Below are 19,209 nucleotides of genomic sequence, written 5' to 3'. Positions count from 1 at the left end.
TAATATGTCACCTATAGCTTATAGGAAACATGTTATCTAGGTGTTTTTTCTTTGTCTCACCAAATGGGGCCAGACCAGTATATTTCTACAAAAAGAATAGCGTTTTTAAGGTCAAATTAATATGAGATTATATTGGTTTAATAAAACCCTATAAATTCTCTTATAGAGTTTAATCTTTGGGAACCGTATTATAATTTATGAGGATTATCTTTTGTTAAATTTTTTAATTCGTTTTCAAGGGAAAGCTTAAGGCTTTTCTTTTTCTTTTCAATGGATGTGATTTTATAAAAAGTTAACAAAGATAACATAGAGAATAATTTATAATATATCTCTGTAGATCCGTTCTTATTGTTTGAAATAATTTGCTCCATAGTATAGAATCTCCTTTTTTAACACAGTCCTATTTCTAATTTCAATACTTGGTTATTATTTTACCAATTTTTATTAAAATCTTCTACTTTACTAATTATTAATTCTTGATAACCTATATTTTAATTCTATATTTACCTTTAACATTGCAATTTTTTCATTTGGGGGATACTTCAGAATGTTAAGTTGATGGGCATGTGGTATCATCATATCGTCATTAACCTAAGAGTACCTACTACCTATTATTGTTATAAATATTATTCGGCCTAGATTAATAAGAAGAGGTGGAAAAACACGCTAAGCAGAAAATACAATAGCTGTCCATATGGACAGCTTATTTGTCTTATAAGTTAAATTGAAAACAATTAGATTCCAAAATATTTCAGTTCTTTTTGTATGTTATTCAAAGTAAATCCCTCTCGTTCTCGAAAGGGGTTATTTGATTCGTTCGAAGATAATCTCAAAATATTGCGCGTATCCTGCGATTGATGGTGCAAAGATTTGAACAAATTTCCAACCGTCTTCAGCATGTTCGGCAATAATACGCTTATAATCTTCTTTAGGTTCCCCTTTCCAGTTATTAACTTCGACTTTCACGAATTTGTAATCGTACATATCCTTTCCCCCTTTTCCTAATTGTACCATTTTGGAGAATCGATTTGTTATGATTTTTGGATGTATATGGTATTCGCATTCAGTTAATATAACGTAACATTATCGGTAGCAATGAAAAGGGGAATCCTTACTCTCAGAAGGAATCCCCTTTTTCATTTTCTATAAAGCTATGCATTTTTTTATACATTCCTATCCTAGCGCGGATTTAGGGTTTTCGTTTGTTACTGGATTAGCTGAAAAACTGTATAAAATCTTGCATACTCTTAGCGTGCTTTTTTTCCGAAGTGCTGGAAAGCCCCTTTTAAGAAAAAAGAAAAGACACCCTAAGGTGTCTTCCTGCGACTTGAACCATCGTAATATGGTATCGGATGCCAATCCAAATATTATTTTACCATGTTAAATTTTTTATATATTGAGAAATATGATTCAGGTCTATATTTTTAAATTACTTGATTACGCCACCAGAAACCCCGGACATTGCCATAATATCAATTATTTTATCTGATACGGTGGCTTCTTCTCCGCCTCCATAGTAGGCGTTTAATGCATCAATAAACCAATATGCATCGGCCGTTACTGATCTACCGGAAGATTTCATAGATTCAATCACAGTTTGAACATATATGAACTTATCATCAAATGATAACTTAACCCAATCCCTACCAGTTGCACTTTTAATCTTTTCTACTTCTTCATTAGCTGATGAGGAAGTGCTAGTTGAAGGTGATGGACTACTGTTTTCAGGTTTGATATATTTTCCATCTTTTGCACTTGCATCGTAGATAATATTACTTTCAGTATAATTTTTATCTTTATCATCTAAGTGCAGCTTATCTCCAACTAAAGTATTATAGTTATAAGATGTGTAATATTCGTGTTTCTCTGTTTTCAATACAATATTAAACACTTCGCATGCAACGCCTTGTCCACAGTATAAATTTCCCGCACCATTTTTACCTTGCGGTTTTCCGCCTTGTTTTTCAATGATTTTACCTATGGATACCAAGTATTCATATTGTTCTTTAGGTTGTAAGTGATCAAATGAATTGTTAAGGGAAGCTACGATGTCATAAGAATAATATGGATTTTCAGCATTTGGATCTGTATTTTCTAGTTCTTTATACGTTACGGATTTTAGATGATTTTTAATTTCTTTATCGTTTGATATTTCGGCGACGATACTATTCAAATTCTCAGTAGTATGTTCTGGTCCACCACAGCCTGATAAAATAAACATTGCAGTGATAATAGTTAAAATGATTCTTTTCATAGTTGTCCTCAATTCTTATTGTTTTAATGGATGCCATTTGCAATATGTAAGATTTCTCATCTCATAGTAGCAAACGATTCATTTGTATATTGTCATATTTTGTCGAAAGGAAATAAAAAAAGACACCCAAAGGTGCCTTCCTCCGACTTGAACCATCTTAATATTAATAATATGTATTGGATGCCAATCCGATCAAGTTAAGTTATCATAATACTCCAAAAGGAAATACCGTATTAAAGAGTAAAAATATTCTACTTCTTAGTGGAATTCGGTTTTATCTCTATAACTCTCCATGTTTCCACTCTTTATTATGAATATCTAATCCGTCTTGACCAAAGTAATGGAGAATAAATTCTTTTTCATCACTATTAGTTTTTTTAGCTAGTGTAGATCCTTCCATACTTTGCTTTTTTCCAGAACGTAAATAATGAATTTCACTATAGTCTTCAACTGGAGATTCAAAATCTCCAGCGTACCATTTGTTCAGAAGAGATTCATATCTGTGTCTTTCATCATCAGTATTGATAACATTTAAGTTGTTTTTTAGGTATTGAATGTTTTCTTTGGTCACTTGGAATTGACCTATAAAACGGGTACCGGGACCATGAAGATTATTCCCATGAAATGTGATTTTTTGGAGACACATATGTATCATCATGTCATTTATAGTTTGCTCATCTCGGATTTCTCCAATCGACTGTGCTGCTTTAGATAAATCACCTTCACTTACTACATAACTATCTTTTGGTTGCTTTTGAATGGTTTGAACTTTCGGTTTTTCCTGAACCTTTTCTTCTTGTTTAGGTTTTAATTCAGTTGTAGTCTTCTCATTTGAGCTACAAGCAGCCATTCCAATAAATAATGCGCTACATGCTAATGCTGTAAGTAATTTTCGTTTCATGTTGAGTACCTCCAGTATATACTAGTTATTTCAGAAAAAATGTAAGATTTCTGATCTAATGGTAGCAAACTAGTTATCTGTATAATGTCGTATTTTGTCGAAAGGTAATAAAAAAGACACCCAAAGGTGCCTTTCTCTGACTAGAACTATCCTGCATAAATGCCGTACTGATTAATAAATTAAATTATAAAAATAATTTGTTATACTTCCATGTACCCTAGTTGATATAATGTATAAGGCAATTATTGGTTAATTAATAGCGAACATATATTAGGGAGGTACACAAGTCATGGAACTAATAATTTCTTCATTTGTATTAGTGGTAATATTCTTTATTCTTTCGATATCTTTAAGTGGTAAAGGTCAGCGAATAGCAAAAGAAGTTTTAAAAGAGCTTATTAATGGTCCTGAGGGAAAAATGTTGGTAGGTTTTTTTGGAACTGGAGCAGTTATGGGAGTAATTTTTGTCATTTGGCTTTTATTGAACTAAGCATTCCAGTTACTCAGGCTGATACAAGGTGCAAGAAAATTACTGAATAATTAAAGGTACATATATATTTGAGAGGAGACATAAGTAATGATAGAGATAATCGAGGTAATCTTGTCATTCTTTTTACTTGTTACATATTCCATTCGTTATCTATTTTCAACAGGCGAAAATAGGAAACAAGCAAAAGCAGATCTAAAAGAATTTTGGGCTAGTAATGAAGGACAAGGATTATTTGGTGCTGTTACGGGACTAGTAATTTCTGCAATAATTTTTGGTTATTTGTTGATGACGCAAATAAATTTTTAACTAAGAAGCAAAGTATTAGAGAAAACAAGATAGTAAATAATATAAAAGGATCTCGCCATTTCTGTTGGATGGTGAGTTTTTTAATGTACAAAAGAAAAGGCACCCAAAGGTGCCTTCCTCCGACTTGAACCACTTTAATTTTAATAATATGTATTGGACGCCAATACAATTATTATTTTACTATGTTAAGTTGTTTTGTACATTGAAAAATTTGGTATACCTCTTTATTTAAACGTAAAAAGTCCTAGAGGGGCTAGGACTTTTTGACAGAATGAAAATGATTCAAAAAAAGGACTTATATAACGTAACATACGAATGTTTCATAAATGTATCGTAAAAGTGAACAAAATCTATATTTTAACGGAATTTTTTTCTTACGTAAGATGCGATATGATCATAGCCGCCATAGCTAAACTTCTCATTAATTCCCATAAAATCAAGTTCGTTAAGTATTTTTTCTTTATTATTAATAACAATTATTTTATTAGGCCAAACTCTTTGAAGTGTTGCAATTGGGGTATCATATGTTTCTTCAATGTAATTTAAGTATGTTTGATATATAAATAATCCTTGTTGGTTACGTCCACGTTCAAAAGTTAATATAGGTGCATATTTGAAATCAGGCATTATAAGATTAAACCACCAAATTGTTGTGGTAAAACTTAGTATATTATTTAGAAATGATTGAAGGTAAGCGGTGTATAAAAAAACTGCAGGGAAAACATCTTCTATTTGTCGATAATACCCCTTTAATTTCCGTTCGCTCTCTATAAGATTGTAAATATAATCCAATATGTATAATTTATATGCTTCATTAGCATATGGTTCAAGAGTTTGAGGGATAGTATAATCAAAGTAGTTGCTGAAATATTCGTGATGTTCTTGTATTAAGTTGTTAAAATAATTCTAAAATGCGAAAGGATACTTTAATTCATATTTTAAGAATAAATTATACATGTCCATAAATATACCGTTTTGATCATAAGCAGGATTATCTGTAAGGTACTTTTCAAACTCCAGTTCCTCTTTTAATAGCTCCTCTTGAAAATCCTTGTCATTATACTCCTCTATGTACCTTTTAAAATGCTTTAAAGCTGTACTATACATTCTATTTCCCTTGTCATTGGTCATTAACAAATAACACCAACAGATATCTCCGTTGGTGTTATTTGCTAGCTTTTTTATCGTTTTCCGACAGAAGACTCCTTCCTCAAAAATATGAAGGTGTGAAACACCAATTTTAGGTGGGAGATGAATGTCGGTTGGCATAAGCCAACATGTTTGCTATCATTTACTTGTACAGATTGCTCTTCGAAAACTGAAGATATGAGGTTGGTTGCAGAAAAACGTTGCAACCGTAAAATCTTCAACGTTCTATCGCCCCATGCTTGCCGAAGTTGCGAAAACCAAGCTAAAGTAGGGAGTGTGGTGCGTCAACGTATAAGATACTTATGTTCTCACCGTAGGGACTACGGATAGAGCCTGTTAAGATAACCGGCGGATACATCGGTGTTCGCAGGAATCTCCCACTTCAAAAAGTCCGTAAGGACGTTAAGTGGTGAGTAGTTCAAGATTGTAAAATTTCTTGTATTTCTTCAATACTTAAATTTGTAAACCTTGCAATATCTTCTATTGGCATTCCATTTTTGTGCATACCACGAATAAGTTGCATTTTCCCTTCTTCTATGCCCTTTTCCATCCCTTTTTCCATTCCTTTTTTAATCCCTTGTTGCTCTGCATGAGCGAACTTAGCTGCCTCATCCATGAGAGCTTTTTCCCTTGCTTCATTCGCTTGTCGGAAAGAAGAATCTTGACTCATACGTTCCCATTTATTCATTGCTTTTTGTAAAATAGGGTCTTGGTTCATCGTAATATCCTCCAATGGTTGGGTTAAGTGTTCATCTTCATTCGCTCAAAGTAATAATAACCAAAGAATAAAATAATAAATTACAACAACTAAGAAAACAGATTGAAAAATTCAATCTGTTTTCTTAGTTGTTTATTATGAATTTTCTCTTAAAATATGTTCAACTTCTTCTATACTTAATTTACTTACTTTTGCAATCGTGTCAATTGGTACACCCAATTCATGCATACCTTTAATCATTTGTATTTTCCCTTGCTGAACTCCTTCTTGAATACCTTCTTTTTTCCCTTCATTACGAGCATGAGCAAACTTAGCAGCTTCATCCATCAACGTTTTCTCCCTTGCTTCATATGCTTGTCGGAAAGAAGAATCTTGACTCATACGTTCCCATTTATCCATTGCTTTTTGTAAAATAGGGTCTTGGTTCATCGCAATATCCTCCAATGTTTGGGTTAAGTGTTCATCTTCATTCGCTGGTAGTAATAATAACCAACGAACAAAGGAATCTTCCCAGGGATTTACTTGTTCATTACGCCACTGTTGCATGAGTTTTGGAATCTCTACAATATGAATTTCTATGTCATCACTTAATACCTTCTGTTGTTGTTGATTCCATAGAGTTCCTGTTGTATGAAATGCCTCGTATTCAGAAAACATAACGAAATTTAACAAATTAATCGTAATTGTTTTATGGAGAGAACTATATGGCATTCCTTTTTGAAGTTGAGATGTGTAAAGCCTTCCCCAATAATATAAACTTCTCTTAATCATATCATGATTATTATTTAGCTGTATTTCCACATTTACTTTTGTTCCCGTATCTAATGTTGCAGAAATATCTAAAATCGATAATTTATCCTCTTCATGTTCTCGATGCAAATGTGGGTCTTCTAATTGCAAAGAAACAATAGGGGATTCTAAAGAACCTTGTAACATTGCATTTAAAAACGCAATTAGAATATCCTCATTTCCACTTGTACCAAATAATTGTTTAAAAGCAAAATCAATGCGTAAATTCACTAATTGTTGGTTGGTCATGGGTTTTCCTCTCCCCACCTCATAATATGTGTTTCTTTCATTGTACAAAAAGGAGTGATACACATGCAAACAATCTCTTATTTCAACATACATAAGGGTTTGAATAATTTTATAGGGATTTAGCAGTGTGTATTTATTATAAACTTCATTTATTGTTCGTATTTAATGAATGGAAATCTCAAAGGTTCTGTTAGTGAAAGAAATCTATTATTAACAAATACAAAATGAATGGTAAACTCTGTTTCAAATTTTCAAATGAAAAATAAAAAGTCTTGTTTATCACAAGACTTTTCTCTTCATTTTGGTTCAATTATATATCGACTATCCTCTGAACTACATAAACTTGCAGTATCAATTTTCACGCGACATGTACCTAATCGTCGTTTTACTTCTGAGTGTAATTTTTCATTTGCTTCTTCTAAAGAACTTGCTGGAATGATTGTAGATTGTAAGTTTGTTACTTTGCCACCATACATTATTGAAAATTCTATTTCATATCGATGTATCATGGTTCCTTCACTCCCCTTGTTTTCCTTACAACTCACTCTTGTTATTACCAGATTTTTATCCCTTGTAGATGTATACGCATTTGCAGTACATACAGAAATTTTCTTAATTAGGTGATTGAAATTGCCGACACTAAAAGTTAAAAGTACTTGTAAAAAGGATATCCTTTGTTTCCCATAAAGAACAAAAATAAAGTAGACTATTACATAATCAATAAAAAATTTATATTTGCAATTATCATGTGTTTCTTTATAATGACGACTATTCCTGCTAAGAGAGAATTGCATAGCTATTGTTTAATACAATATATGCAATGATTTTTAAAAAATCATCGTTCCACCCAAATTAGCTCATAAATTCATTTAAACTATCTAAAACCTGGAATAACATACAAGATTTTATTCCATACCGGATGTGTATTTGGATTAAAAACGAATATAAAAAGCCATTTTTATTAAAATAAAATCAAGAAAGGACATTAGAAGATCTTGAAGGAATAATTAAGAAAAAATTTCAGAATGAAGAATTAACCATTTTTTACATATAAAAAAGAATATTTGTTATAATATACATTTGGATAATTAATGAAGAATAAAAGAGAAGAACTCTAAGGTTATTAAGGGGTTTCATTTAATAACTTTTATTGAGCAAAGGGAGAATTAGAAATGGGTTCATTTTTTAAAGATATAAATATATTAAATAAACAAACTTATATTCAGCTTAATGAAATTTTAAAAATGCTTGATAAAAAATTAGACTTAAAGATTTATTCTATAGTATTAGATAAAAACGACAGCTGCAAGGAAATATTAAGAGTGAAAAAAACTCTATCATCCAATAATAATTCTGAGATAGAGGTTAGTCAGGAAAATCTTAATGAATTACCCCATGTATATAATGAATTAGGGCTAGATGTTACTTTTACGGAGAAGCAAATTAGGACGGAATTTAAAAATTACTGCAATCTGCAAAAATATTTGATTGCAGAAAATGAACTTCAAGATGATGGGAATTCGGTTGATGTCGAAGAGGATAATATGAAAGCGACATCAATTCAGGGGGACAATTCAAGAATTTTGTATATGAACAGTTTTAATATTAGGGTAGACAATGGAATTGGGACTGTAAATTATGTAATTGAAATTAGAAATGTGGATTTAGAAGTAATTGATTTATTTTACAATACTCCAGATTTAAGCTTTTTAAGAATGGCTTTAGATTACTTTTTTATTGATTATTTTGTTGAGAATGAAACTAAAACTAAAACTTTAAAAATAGGTGAAAATCAAGTAATAAATAAAAAGTATAATGAAGACTGTATACAGTTTAATAGAAGAATAACGAGACTCTATTTTGGAAAGTTACAAGAAATATTATATACAAAGAGTAAGGTTAAAGAATTAACATGTATATTTAATAATGAATTGAATAATCAGTATTATATTAATAATATGTTAGAAAATATAGATAACATTTCAAATCATACATATGAAGGAAACAGTCCATTTGGATCGATTTTATTTTTTAATAGTGAAATTTTAAAAAATAATGTGAATCTTGTTAACTATACTATTAAGTTTCAATCTGATGATTTAGTTGCATTAAATGATGCGAAATTGATTAGAAAATTGCTTGAAATGACTAATAATGAAAATGATCTATATTTAATTTCCGATCATGAAATGATTTATGGTTTGGGCGAAATAAATTGGACTCAATTGAACGATTGTATTTTGTTTAAGATTGAATTTAAAGGACTATCTAAATATAATATTCACCTAATAACAATAAAAGAGAATGAATCCAGTGATGGGGTATTGCAGATTGAAAATGGAAAAAGGATATATAAGACAAGCAAAAATCTAGAAATTATGGATAAAAGCCTTATAAATGTATCTTTTAAAAGCCCTATAATAGGAGGAGAGGGCTATACTAGCGAAAAATTCAAACGGATTCTCGAGTCCAAAAAATTTAATGAAAAACTAAAAGTAAATAAAGATGTAATTGAATATCTTGAACAGGTAGTAATGTACGCTAGAGAGCAAAAGCATGGAACTATGGTTGTAATCACTGACTATGATACAGCTGTTTCTGAACTGAAAACGCTAAAGAAACAATCGATTTTGATAGAAGCTACAAAAATTACCCCTGAATATATTCAATTTCTTACATCTATTGACGGCGCCATTTATTTTGATACGAATGGTAAGTGTCATGCAATAGGTGTAATATTAGATGGAATTGCCAAAGAAAATATAGGTGATGCTAGAAGGGGAGCTAGATATAACTCTGCATATCGATATTTAGAAAAACTTAAAGAAGACAATAAAAACTGCATTATTGTTATCATTTCAGAAGATGGTATGGTAAATCTAATACCTGAGACGGATAGCGAAGAGAAAATATATGAGTTATTTCGCCAATTAATTGATTTAATAAAAGAAGATAATAAAAACTCAGAATCTAAAATTAATAGAATAGAAAAAAAATTAATAAATAATAAAGATATAGAGTATCATTTGTTTTTTAATGTAGCTGAGATTTATCGTGGTAAAGAATGTTATGAAAAAGCCATTGAGCATTATGAAAGAGGATTGGAAGCTATTGGTAGAAATATTATTTTGGTTGATAATTATAGATATTTGTCCAAATTATATTTTTATTGCGCTAGAAATGAAGAGATAGAGGTACAGAAGAAATTATGTTATGAAAAGGCTAGAGATGTATATGAGAAATACATTGTTAAAGAAAATGAAAAAGAAATAAATGTCTATGATTATAATCGCAGTGCAATCACTTATAAGCATCTTGGTAACTTTGAAGAATGCACAAAAACAAAACAGATGTTTTATCAAAAAGCGTTTAATAATTATACTAAAGCCATTGAACTTTCAAGAACGATGAATTCAGAGTCGCGTAGAACCCTTTTGTCAAATCGTTCAAATGTTACGGAAAGTATGGGGATGATCAAAGAATCGCTGGAAGACTTAATTGAGGCCGAATGGATTTCTTCAAATGAGGAAAGTATTAATCGTATTATGAATTTAATTAATAATGATTCTAAATGGATTGATTATTGTGTTCAAATAATACTTGAAAAAAATGATAATAAATCAAAAGGTGAGGATTTAATTAAGAAACTTAAAGAGTATGTGGAAAGCAACGAAGAAATAAATCCTGAAGTTGCTGCATCACTTGAAAGACTTAATCAATAGATATTTTAAAACTGAATGTTACTTTGCAAAAGGTAACTTGATGATAATAGCGACTGGACTTGCAATTTTGTCCAGTCTTTTATTGTCTTATTTAAAATAAAAAGAGTAGCATGGCATGACGCTATGTTACTCTTTTTTTGAGTCTATTTTGATCATTTGAATTTGAAAGATATCACTGTCTTTGATGCCCAAGACTTGCATTTCTTCTTTTAGTGAGCGCCAGGGTTCAATTCTAATAGATTTAGTAGTTCTATCAAGTAAAGTGTATTGGTGTATATAATATAATTCCTCATCGTTTCTCATTGTTAATCCTCTGTTTTCATTGAATTCATTAAAGTTCTGTAGGTGTGTAAAAATTATATATTAAGTGATAGTTGTGAGTCTGTATTTGTTGTGGATCGTTTATAGTAATCATAAAATCTTTTTAAGGATAAATTAGATTTAAATCCTACTTGCTGCATGATTTGTTCAGGGGCATTGTTCCCTTGAATAAATCTTAAAATATAGGTATTTCGAAAGTGTTGAGCAGAAATTCCCTTTCGAAGATTAGCACGTTTCACTTCTAAACGAATCATTTTTTGTATTGAGATTTCGGTTGAAAATTTTGGTGCATCATCCTCATAGCTCCAGTGATATGTTCCCCGGGTAAAATCAAAAGCAACAAATAACGGATCATTGCTGTGATATTTAGGACGTACAGGTTCAGGGATAGTTTTATAGTAATTATATAGGTATAATTTATCTTCTTCCTTCAAATCAATGATTCTATTTACTTTTGAGTCTTCAGGAATGGATAAAGTATTATTTTCGAAGTGAACATGTACCATTTGTAAAGAAACAAGCTCTTTCAACGATAATCCATAATCCAGCAGTAATGTAACGATAGAAACATTCCGCTCTAAGATCATTGGGCGTGCGGATCGTTGTTTTTCTGTAAGGTCTTCTAGTGAAGAAATGACTTCCTTTAAGCACTTTTCTTCCTCGAAAGAAACGAAATCCTCCCTACGTAATGATCGAGTAGGTGGATCTATATGAGTAGTCCCTTCAATTTGGCTTGGTAAATCTAAGTATTCGTACAGCCTATTTAAAACAATATATATACGATGTACAGTTTTATCAGAGTATTGACGATCGGCTTTTAAATGGTTAAAAAATGATTCGAAATCTTTTTTCTGTAGTGATTCCCAAATAGTATCGTTAGTAAACCTTTTTGATTGGTGCAGCCATTGAATGAAACTTTCCACATCATAGATGTATCGTTTGATTGTAGAAGATTTTCTTCCTTTGTTTGATAAATAAGAAGAGAAGCCTTCTATTCTATGTTGGATCCCTTTTGAAGTCATGTTATATTTTTCCCCCCTTATCCTCATACCTTTTGACTACTCTGTAAAATGTAGGACTTGTCATATTACACTTTTTCATGGCGCATAGCGCTGTGATCTTTCCTTGTTTCCAATCGTTATATACATCGATAAATTCCTGAGTTATTTCAGTTTTGGGTCTACCCAAATGCTTACCTTTTTTCTTTGCAGCTTCGATACCCTCACGTTGACGAGTCTTTATTTTTGTTCGTTCTTCTTCAGCAAGCCAGGACAAGATTTGGAGTACCAAATCAGTAATAAGATTTCCTAAACTATCTTTATATTGAGTTGTATCTAAAAGTGGCATATCTAATACGACAATATGAGCTTGAATATTTTGGATAATATCTTTCCACTCCTCAAGGATAGCTTCTTTATTTCTGCCGAAACGATCTAGGGAATGAATATATAAAATATCATCTTTTCTTAACATACGTTTTACGAGTTGATATTGATCACGATTAAAATCTCTTCCACTTTGTTTGTCGATAAAAATATCTCGTTCGTCATTGATGAGTTGTTTCATTGCTTCGAGCTGCCGATCTTCATTTTGATCTTTGCTACTAACTCTTATATATCCGAATTTTCTTGTATTCAAAATAAATAGACATCCTTTCAAAAGGTATCATTAATTATTTAGTACTTAAAAAGGTGTACCTTTTGATGCATATATTTTTATAGGGGTTGGAAAACAATTCTGTATAAATTTGTGATTTGCTTTTTTGATATCTCAAGATTTTTAGGACGGATAATATTTAAAAAGTAAAACTAAGTTCATATCTTTTTATAATTTGTAAAACACACCATTAAATATCCAAATAAAAACCCAGTGACTTCATGCACACATACTGATATCACTGGGTTTTATAAGTTTAACATTTTGTATATTTTGTAAAACTCATGAATTTTACTATTATAAATTTATTGAACACAACATAATAATTAAATATTACATATGTCCTTCGCTTTATATTGTTTGACTTCACGTTTATTATGTATTTCTTATATTCAAAATAAAAAAGTAGCACATAAAAAAAGAGATAAGGCACTTATATTTTGCTCTTATCTCCTTTTTATATATGCTAAAAATTATTAGGATTATCTTTCGTGATACCAACTAGTGTAGACACGACCGTCGTTGCCTACTACAAAAAAATCCTGACCAACAAGCTGCGCGGTAGCATAGATTCGTCTGAATATAAACATGTGGTACTTGGTTTATTTTTGAAAAATATGTATCTGATGCTTTTGAAGAAAAACACACGGAACTTTCAGAGGATGAGTAAGCAGATCCGGAAGATAAAGATGAGTATCTAGCAGAGAACATTTTCTGGGTGTCGATTCTGTCATTTGTAAAATGGAAGTAATGATAAAAATGATAATAAGGGTGGATAGGATTTCTAGGCCACCTTCGGACCTAAATGTTTTTTTCGCAAATAGCTTCTAAAGAAAGTGAATAGTTAAGGTCTACTTTTTCCGCTTCGCACCCCCAATTCTGACCTTTCCCATCTTCACTATGTTGCCAAATATGCCAAGAGGTCCATCCTCCAAAATTATTAGGGCTTTTTTTGCCATCTGGCCAATATTTGGTGTATTCTGCAATCCATAAAGGCATATCTTTAAGAGGATTAGCGGTAGGGAGTTCACCACGCATTTGTTCATTCCAAAAAAAAGAAGAGCAATAAATACCTATTCTTGATTGAGTTGCATCCTCAAAATATCTTCTAAATTCTAGGATCCATTGAATTAATTCAGTTACTGTTAATATAAGGATAGATTGTCCTTCTCGTACATGATTAGTATCGTCTTCAATGTCTAACATGGGAATTAAATCTCCAAAATCATTAGTGTTTCCAGTACCAGAAATAATTTTATCTATAAATTGTTGTGCTTGGTTACGAGCATCTTGTAAATCTAAAGGAACTTTAGGAGTAGCGAAATAATATGTGCCTATTTTTAATCCAGCGCCCCGTGCATTTCTTACATGCTGTTCAAACCGTGTGTCACCATTATTACGATGATTAGTACCATAGGTACGGCATATAACCCAACTTGCCCCATTTGCTTTCATTTTACTAAAGTTTACAGTTCCTTGATATTCGCTAATGTCTAAACCAATCAAGTGCATACTAGGATCAAAGGATTGCAAAAAAACACCTCTTTTATTTTTAAAATTTATATGAATAATATCAAGAGCGGTAGCTGAAAAAGTAACATTTTCTGCAATCAGCCGCCGCATTTTAACAAAAATTTCTGTTTGGAACCTACCACAAAAAAGTAGTCCTTAATTTCCTGAACTTACTACCACCATTCTAGTGGCCTATTTGGAGTCATCAGTTCCCTCCATAACTCTTTGCTTGGGATATCGTGGTGAAGAAGAGTAAAAAATGCTGCAAACCCTTCAAGTGAATCCTCCCACGGCTGAAGTGTTGGCCTATCTTGAATGGACACAGCCGTCGATAGAATACTATTAGAAGAAACTTCAAACTTCAGAATAGTGCCCTCTGGAGCTGCGCTGTACTTTCGTGTAGATCCATCAAATATATCTAATGAAAAATCTCCAATTGGGGTAAGTGCAGTTCCACCTGGTTTCACTTCTAATCGATTCACGAAGTCTCCACCAGGAAATCCGTCTGGATAAGTAGGGCAGTTTTCCTCTGGAATTTGTATAGGTGAATTTGTTTTCATTTTAGCCAATAAAGCTCCAGTGGTTGGAGCTATCCAAGAATAAAGTCCGCATCCATTTGTATCCAAATCATCTGCTGCGGAAGGTCCTCGATCAAAGCGATCCCAGGCAAGTAATATCCCCACACCCCCAATTCCAGAAGCTGCTCCAGCAACATAAAGACCTACTTGTGGCATTAATTAAACCTCCTTGTAAAATTATTATTGAATACAAATAAATTAAATATTTAATACTAATGAAAAAATAAATGGTAACTTTTCCTAAAACAATAACCGTTTGAATAGACCGAAGTTAAATTTGTTTGTCAGGAGGATAGATAACGTCCTTGACTCATTTTTGCATATACTTAACTTTTACTTCACCTAAAACTAGAATGCCCTTTAAGTCTTTTTTTATAAATAACAAGTCGTTAATGATTAAAAGTATAAAAGGTAATGCAACAAAAACGTTATTTTTATACAATTTTGGGGAAATGAGATGCCAGCAGCTAAGTGTAATAGATGCACCTTATTGTGAATACAATCAAACACACATTTATTTCAATAGATATTGCTATATATTAGAAAACTTTATATTTTAGATTCAAGCTCCTTATCGAATCAGTTGTCAAATTTATTCTAAAAGGTAATAAGATTTTTAGGCTTTAAATGGGGCGGCGATTGGCTTAATTTAAAGATTTTCCACGTCTAGAAATGAAGGGATTAAATTCCTAATATTGGTTGTAATGTAGATGTTTAGACTAAACGAATTTGAAAAATACTTTATATTAAAGGGGAGAAGATTAAATCAAAAAAATATGAAAAATTTATAATTAATCAAACTATAAGAGGTGAACTGTAAAGATGTTCAGGACACCAACGAGTATGACAAGGAAATCAACTGCTGGAAAAGAATGCAATATGGATTGTTTTATGGATAAAATTAATTCTTTCAATTGTCACTTTCACTGCCGTTAGTGGATGGTGCAAAGGAAGTGTGGGCGTTTATCAATTTTCTTTTAGAAATTGTGGGTGTAATGATGGACATACTGCCATATACCGTAAAAAGGGTAAAACTACTAAAATTAAAAGTGAAACTAGGTGACATTTATTTTAAGCGGCAAAAAGCTTAATGCAGCTTGTAACTGACTTAAAACAATCAAAAGGGGGATAAATTTCATGGGAAGAGATATTACACAATGTCATCCAAGATTACAGGTCTTAGCGAATAAATTGATTCAGGAATGTGCAAATCAAGGTCTTAAAATTGCAATTGGTGAATGTTTTAGAAGTGTAGCAGAACAGGATGCTTTGTATGCACAGGGTCGCACAAAACCCGGAGATATTGTGACAAATGCAAGGGGAAGCACCTATTCCAGTATGCATCAGTGGGGTGTTGCCATTGACATTTACAGAAATGACGGTCAGGGCAATTATAATGAATCTGGGGATTTCTTCACAAAGGTTGGTCAGATAGGTGTCAGCATCGGTCTTGAATGGGGAGGCAATTGGAGATCCTTCAAGGACAATCCGCACTTCCAGCTTGCGGATTGGGGAAGTACACCACGTAGACTGAAATCAACTTACGGAAATTTTGAAAACTTTAAAAATACATGGTGAACTGCTTCAATCAGTTCACCGGTTGTAACGGTTTAAACGTAGCGGGAACGACAACGTAAAAACTGCGCAAAATCAGGGTAACTCTATGCCTCCGTCAAACGACCTTTTAAAGTCTGTAGATTGTCATGGATGTCTATTTCAATCTACATGTGTAAAAAACAAAGATACAAAGAGCCTAAGTGTTTCGATTGAAAACCGAAAAGTCTTTTATAACTAAAGGAGAGAAGTTTTTTATTCACACATATCCATTTTCAAGCTCTTCTTTGTAAGTCATTTTCTCTAATAATGAGTCCTTTGGGGATAGATTGGGAAAGTTAAATAATAATTAATAATAAAGTTCGTATAGAGCGTATGGAGGGATTACTTAAAATGAAAGCTGATGCCGTTTTTGAAGGTGGAGGAGTTCGGGGAATTGGACATGTTGGTGCAGTTCAAGTCTTGGAAGAACAAGGTTATGAATGGAATAAATTAGCAGGTAATTCTGCTGGGTCAATTGTTGCCGCACTTCTTGCGAGTGGTTTTTCAGGAAAAGAATTAATTGGTATCATGAATGATTTAGATTACCAAAAAATTTTAGGAGATACGTGGCTAGACAACATCCCTTTGGTAGGAAAAGGATTGGAATTAGGGTTCCAATTCGGCATACATGATAATGATTATTTAGAAAAATGGATAGAAAATCTATTAGCTAAAAAAAACATCCATACGTTTGCCGATTTACCAGATGATAACCTCAAAATTATTGCTTCTGATGTTACTAATGGAAGAATGATAATATTTCCAGATAGTCTCGATTATTATGGGATTCCTAAAGAAAAAATGTCTATTGCAAAAGCTGTAAGAATGAGTAGTTCCATTCCGTTTTTCTTTAAACCAATCAAATGGGAAACAAGTAAGAATGTTTGTTATATAGTAGATGGTGGTCTACTTAGTAATTACCCAGTTGATATCTTTGATAGATCAGATGGTTTGCCGCGATGGCCAACGTTTGGTTTTCGTTTATCACAAGAAAAAATTCGAAGTAAACCAGCTGAAATTGATGGACCTATTACGTTTGGTAAAGCGATTGTTCGGACAATGTACCAAGCGCATGATATCCGTCATGTAGATAAACATTCAGAAGTTCGGACTATCTTTATTCCCACTGGAACTATTCCAAGTACTAAATTTTCCTTAAGCGAAAGCGATCAAGAGTTTTTATATGAATCAGGTTATCATGCTGCACAAAAGTTTCTTGAAAGCTGGGATTTTGAAGAGTATAAGAGGAAATATAGAGGGATAAACGACAATTGAAATATGTTTTATTACGGAAATTTAAATGGTTATTGCAATTGTGAAAAAATTGAAGATATCTCCCCAAAAAAGGAAATGTTATCACCTTATAACCATGTTAATTATGGATTAATAAAGGTTAAAAAATTTAATTGTTAGACAGGAATTATATCTAAATTGGGGAGTATTGAATTTTGTTTAATACGGTATAGTAGGTTAAAAACTTTTGAGACATTACCGGGTTCGGTTGATAAAAAGCCCTTACCCTGAAAAGTTAATATTTTTCTGCAACCATTAAAGGCATTTGTGTTTTTATCAGAAGTTTAATTTCATCTTTTTTCCATTTTTTTAGTTCGAAGCAATTATCATTATAATCAATAAAAAGGAGATATAAAATTGCAAAAAAAAGAAAAGAAGACGTTCTCTCAAATAGCAAAGATGGCACCAGTAAACAAAGAAGAAAATAAAGAAGATTTTAAATATGTTCAAGAGTATCTTTGTCGTTTTGGATATCTTCAAGAAAATAATTATAAAAAAAATATTTTGGACAAACAAACATCTAAGGCGCTTTCAAAATATCAAAGGTTTTATGGACTTCCAGAGACGGGAACGTTTACCAAACAAACTCGTGATCAAATGAACCTCTCTAGATGTGGAGTCCCAGATGCTGTAAGATCGTCAATAACTTTTGAAGCAATTTGTCCGTGGGAAAAAAGTGAGATAACTTATGCATTTGAACTTGGAACTGACGATATTAATGAAAAAAATGAGTTTGAAGCTGTACGAAACGCGTTTAAGACGTGGGAAGTGGTTACTCCACTAACTTTTAAGGAGGTTTCGGTTACGGGGGAGCCAGATGTACTTATTGGTTGGAGGAGTGCTGATGACAACGATCAAAGCATGATAGGACCTACGTTAGCTCATGCCGATTATCCACCAGGATGCTCAAAAATAACTAATTCTTTACCGCTGCCGATCCATTTCGATGATAGTGAACACACTTGGTGCATTGGAGCTGTTTCAAAAGCTTATGATGTAGAAACTGTTGCACTGCACGAAATAGGGCACATATTAGGTTTAGATCATTCCAATGTTGAGGGAGCTGTTATGTTTGCTACAAATCTTCCAAACTTCACTAAGAGAGCTTTGACACCAGATGATATTGCAGGCGTTGAAAGACTTTATAGAAATCATTAGAAAGAGGTAACACAAATACATTTTATCAACAATCAAATTAATCAATTATTGATTATGATTATTTATGTCAATTTAAAGTAGAGAGAAATATTACAACATATAAGCTTTCGATCGCTTTCGCTTAAGGAAAATTTAGAGCTTGTAATAGTACCTGTGGAAAATAGAAAGTCCCAACTTCTGAATGTTTTTCTACTTAATGGATACCATATGTTTGGAGCCATTGCCCGAACAGTTTCTTTATCAAAAGTAGTAAGTCCATCATTTTCGGCAGGTTTACTTATATGTTGTTACAACAAAAAAACTTGGCCATTGTAACGGAAAAGCTGCTCTATCACTGAAATCAACCGGATTATATAACAGGTATTCTTACCGGTTTCCCATTTGAGTAGTTTAAGAATAGAATTTACTCATTCATATAGCTTCCACAATGTACATTTTCCTCCTGTCAAAATATAATTCACACTTAAGTTGTAAGTGCAAAATTATATAAAATCGTTTAAATAAATGCATAAAATTC

19 protein-coding genes and 2 pseudogenes are annotated in these 19,209 nt (G+C 32.1%); 7 read left to right on the top strand and 14 right to left on the bottom strand.

What is annotated here, in order from left to right; translation table 11 throughout:
• Window positions 1-188: 188 nt before the first annotated feature.
• The 4 genes from JDS92_RS19420 to JDS92_RS19405 all read right to left on the bottom strand — a co-directional run bounded on the left by JDS92_RS19420 (window position 189) and on the right by JDS92_RS19405 (window position 3,155).
• Window positions 189-371, bottom strand: a complete 183-nt coding sequence (locus JDS92_RS19420; protein ID WP_199632373.1) for a hypothetical protein — start codon at window positions 369-371, stop codon at window positions 189-191.
• Window positions 372-804: 433 nt separating this feature from the next.
• The gene (locus JDS92_RS19415) at window positions 805-984 is read right to left on the bottom strand and encodes a DUF4177 domain-containing protein (protein WP_000272495.1); all 180 of its coding nucleotides are present in this window, start codon (window positions 982-984) and stop codon (window positions 805-807) included.
• A 445-nt stretch (window positions 985-1,429) separates the two neighbouring features.
• Window positions 1,430-2,254 carry a membrane lipoprotein lipid attachment site-containing protein gene (locus JDS92_RS19410; protein WP_199632372.1) on the bottom strand — a complete coding sequence of 275 codons (825 nt, stop codon included), beginning with the start codon at window positions 2,252-2,254 and terminating at the stop codon, window positions 1,430-1,432.
• 280 nt (window positions 2,255-2,534) lie between these two features.
• Entirely contained in the window at window positions 2,535-3,155 is a 621-nt protein-coding gene (locus JDS92_RS19405) for a DUF6241 domain-containing protein (RefSeq protein ID WP_199632371.1), read from the bottom strand.
• A gap of 289 nt (window positions 3,156-3,444) precedes the next feature.
• Between JDS92_RS19405 and JDS92_RS19400 the strand changes: the two genes are divergently transcribed.
• Window positions 3,445-3,645 carry a hypothetical protein gene (locus JDS92_RS19400; RefSeq protein ID WP_147787541.1) on the top strand — a complete coding sequence of 67 codons (201 nt, stop codon included), beginning with the start codon at window positions 3,445-3,447 and terminating at the stop codon, window positions 3,643-3,645.
• Window positions 3,646-3,741: 96 nt separating this feature from the next.
• Window positions 3,742-3,951, top strand: a complete 210-nt coding sequence (locus JDS92_RS19395; RefSeq protein ID WP_199632374.1) for a hypothetical protein — start codon at window positions 3,742-3,744, stop codon at window positions 3,949-3,951.
• A 357-nt stretch (window positions 3,952-4,308) separates the two neighbouring features.
• Here JDS92_RS19395 and JDS92_RS19390 read toward each other — a convergent pair whose 3' ends face one another.
• The 5 genes and pseudogenes from JDS92_RS19390 to JDS92_RS19370 all read right to left on the bottom strand — a co-directional run bounded on the left by JDS92_RS19390 (window position 4,309) and on the right by JDS92_RS19370 (window position 7,365).
• Window positions 4,309-4,578 (bottom strand): hypothetical protein, encoded by a 270-nt coding sequence (locus JDS92_RS19390; protein WP_199632370.1) that lies wholly within the window; start codon window positions 4,576-4,578, stop codon window positions 4,309-4,311.
• Between the two features lie 279 nt (window positions 4,579-4,857).
• Complete coding sequence (locus tag JDS92_RS19385; RefSeq protein ID WP_199632369.1) at window positions 4,858-5,058, bottom strand: hypothetical protein; 201 nt, start codon at window positions 5,056-5,058, stop codon at window positions 4,858-4,860.
• Between the two features lie 460 nt (window positions 5,059-5,518).
• Window positions 5,519-5,890, bottom strand: a pseudogene (locus tag JDS92_RS19380) (Rpn family recombination-promoting nuclease/putative transposase); the annotation flags it as partial.
• 63 nt (window positions 5,891-5,953) lie between these two features.
• The gene (locus tag JDS92_RS19375) at window positions 5,954-6,856 is read right to left on the bottom strand and encodes an Rpn family recombination-promoting nuclease/putative transposase (protein ID WP_199632368.1); all 903 of its coding nucleotides are present in this window, start codon (window positions 6,854-6,856) and stop codon (window positions 5,954-5,956) included.
• Between the two features lie 296 nt (window positions 6,857-7,152).
• Window positions 7,153-7,365, bottom strand: a complete 213-nt coding sequence (locus JDS92_RS19370; protein WP_199632367.1) for a hypothetical protein — start codon at window positions 7,363-7,365, stop codon at window positions 7,153-7,155.
• A 663-nt stretch (window positions 7,366-8,028) separates the two neighbouring features.
• Between JDS92_RS19370 and JDS92_RS19365 the strand changes: the two genes are divergently transcribed.
• The gene (locus JDS92_RS19365; RefSeq protein WP_199632366.1) at window positions 8,029-10,578 is read left to right on the top strand and encodes a tetratricopeptide repeat protein; all 2,550 of its coding nucleotides are present in this window, start codon (window positions 8,029-8,031) and stop codon (window positions 10,576-10,578) included.
• A gap of 126 nt (window positions 10,579-10,704) precedes the next feature.
• On the opposite strand, the gene JDS92_RS19360 is transcribed toward JDS92_RS19365, so the two are convergent.
• From JDS92_RS19360 to JDS92_RS19350, 3 genes are read right to left on the bottom strand one after another with little or no spacing between them, the layout of a single operon-like run.
• On the bottom strand, window positions 10,705-10,881 hold the full coding sequence (locus JDS92_RS19360; RefSeq protein ID WP_199632365.1) for a hypothetical protein: 177 nt from the start codon (window positions 10,879-10,881) through the stop codon (window positions 10,705-10,707).
• A gap of 53 nt (window positions 10,882-10,934) precedes the next feature.
• On the bottom strand, window positions 10,935-11,921 hold the full coding sequence (locus JDS92_RS19355) for a tyrosine-type recombinase/integrase (RefSeq protein ID WP_199632364.1): 987 nt from the start codon (window positions 11,919-11,921) through the stop codon (window positions 10,935-10,937).
• A 1-nt stretch (window position 11,922) separates the two neighbouring features.
• A complete protein-coding gene (locus tag JDS92_RS19350; protein ID WP_199632363.1) occupies window positions 11,923-12,537 on the bottom strand; it encodes a recombinase family protein in 615 nt (204 codons plus the stop codon).
• A 557-nt stretch (window positions 12,538-13,094) separates the two neighbouring features.
• Between JDS92_RS19350 and JDS92_RS30990 the strand changes: the two are divergent.
• Window positions 13,095-13,222 (top strand): annotated as a pseudogene (locus JDS92_RS30990) (type I restriction-modification system subunit M N-terminal domain-containing protein); the annotation flags it as partial.
• A gap of 134 nt (window positions 13,223-13,356) precedes the next feature.
• Here the strand turns inward: JDS92_RS30990 and JDS92_RS19345 are convergent.
• Together JDS92_RS19345 and JDS92_RS19340 are read right to left on the bottom strand one after the other, a co-directional pair.
• Window positions 13,357-14,178: a glycoside hydrolase family 25 protein gene (locus tag JDS92_RS19345; RefSeq protein WP_199632362.1), complete on the bottom strand. Its 822-nt coding sequence runs from the start codon at window positions 14,176-14,178 to the stop codon at window positions 13,357-13,359.
• A 62-nt stretch (window positions 14,179-14,240) separates the two neighbouring features.
• Entirely contained in the window at window positions 14,241-14,801 is a 561-nt protein-coding gene (locus tag JDS92_RS19340) for a hypothetical protein (RefSeq protein WP_199632361.1), read from the bottom strand.
• A gap of 981 nt (window positions 14,802-15,782) precedes the next feature.
• On the opposite strand from JDS92_RS19340, the gene JDS92_RS19335 reads away from it, so the two are divergent.
• The 3 genes from JDS92_RS19335 (at window position 15,783) to JDS92_RS19325 (ending at window position 18,692) form a co-directional block, all read left to right on the top strand.
• Window positions 15,783-16,223: a M15 family metallopeptidase gene (locus tag JDS92_RS19335; RefSeq protein WP_199632360.1), complete on the top strand. Its 441-nt coding sequence runs from the start codon at window positions 15,783-15,785 to the stop codon at window positions 16,221-16,223.
• A 369-nt stretch (window positions 16,224-16,592) separates the two neighbouring features.
• Window positions 16,593-17,516 (top strand): patatin-like phospholipase family protein, encoded by a 924-nt coding sequence (locus JDS92_RS19330; protein WP_199632359.1) that lies wholly within the window; start codon window positions 16,593-16,595, stop codon window positions 17,514-17,516.
• 375 nt (window positions 17,517-17,891) lie between these two features.
• Window positions 17,892-18,692 (top strand): matrixin family metalloprotease, encoded by an 801-nt coding sequence (locus JDS92_RS19325; RefSeq protein ID WP_199632358.1) that lies wholly within the window; start codon window positions 17,892-17,894, stop codon window positions 18,690-18,692.
• The last annotated feature ends 517 nt before the right edge of the window (window positions 18,693-19,209 follow it).

Origin of the sequence: Bacillus cereus group sp. N12 (assembly GCF_016483575.1) — a bacterium.
GTDB lineage: Bacteria > Bacillota > Bacilli > Bacillales > Bacillaceae_G > Bacillus_A > Bacillus_A toyonensis.
Note: the sequence above shows the minus strand (reverse complement) of the source record. Positions and strands in the feature narration are given on the sequence as shown.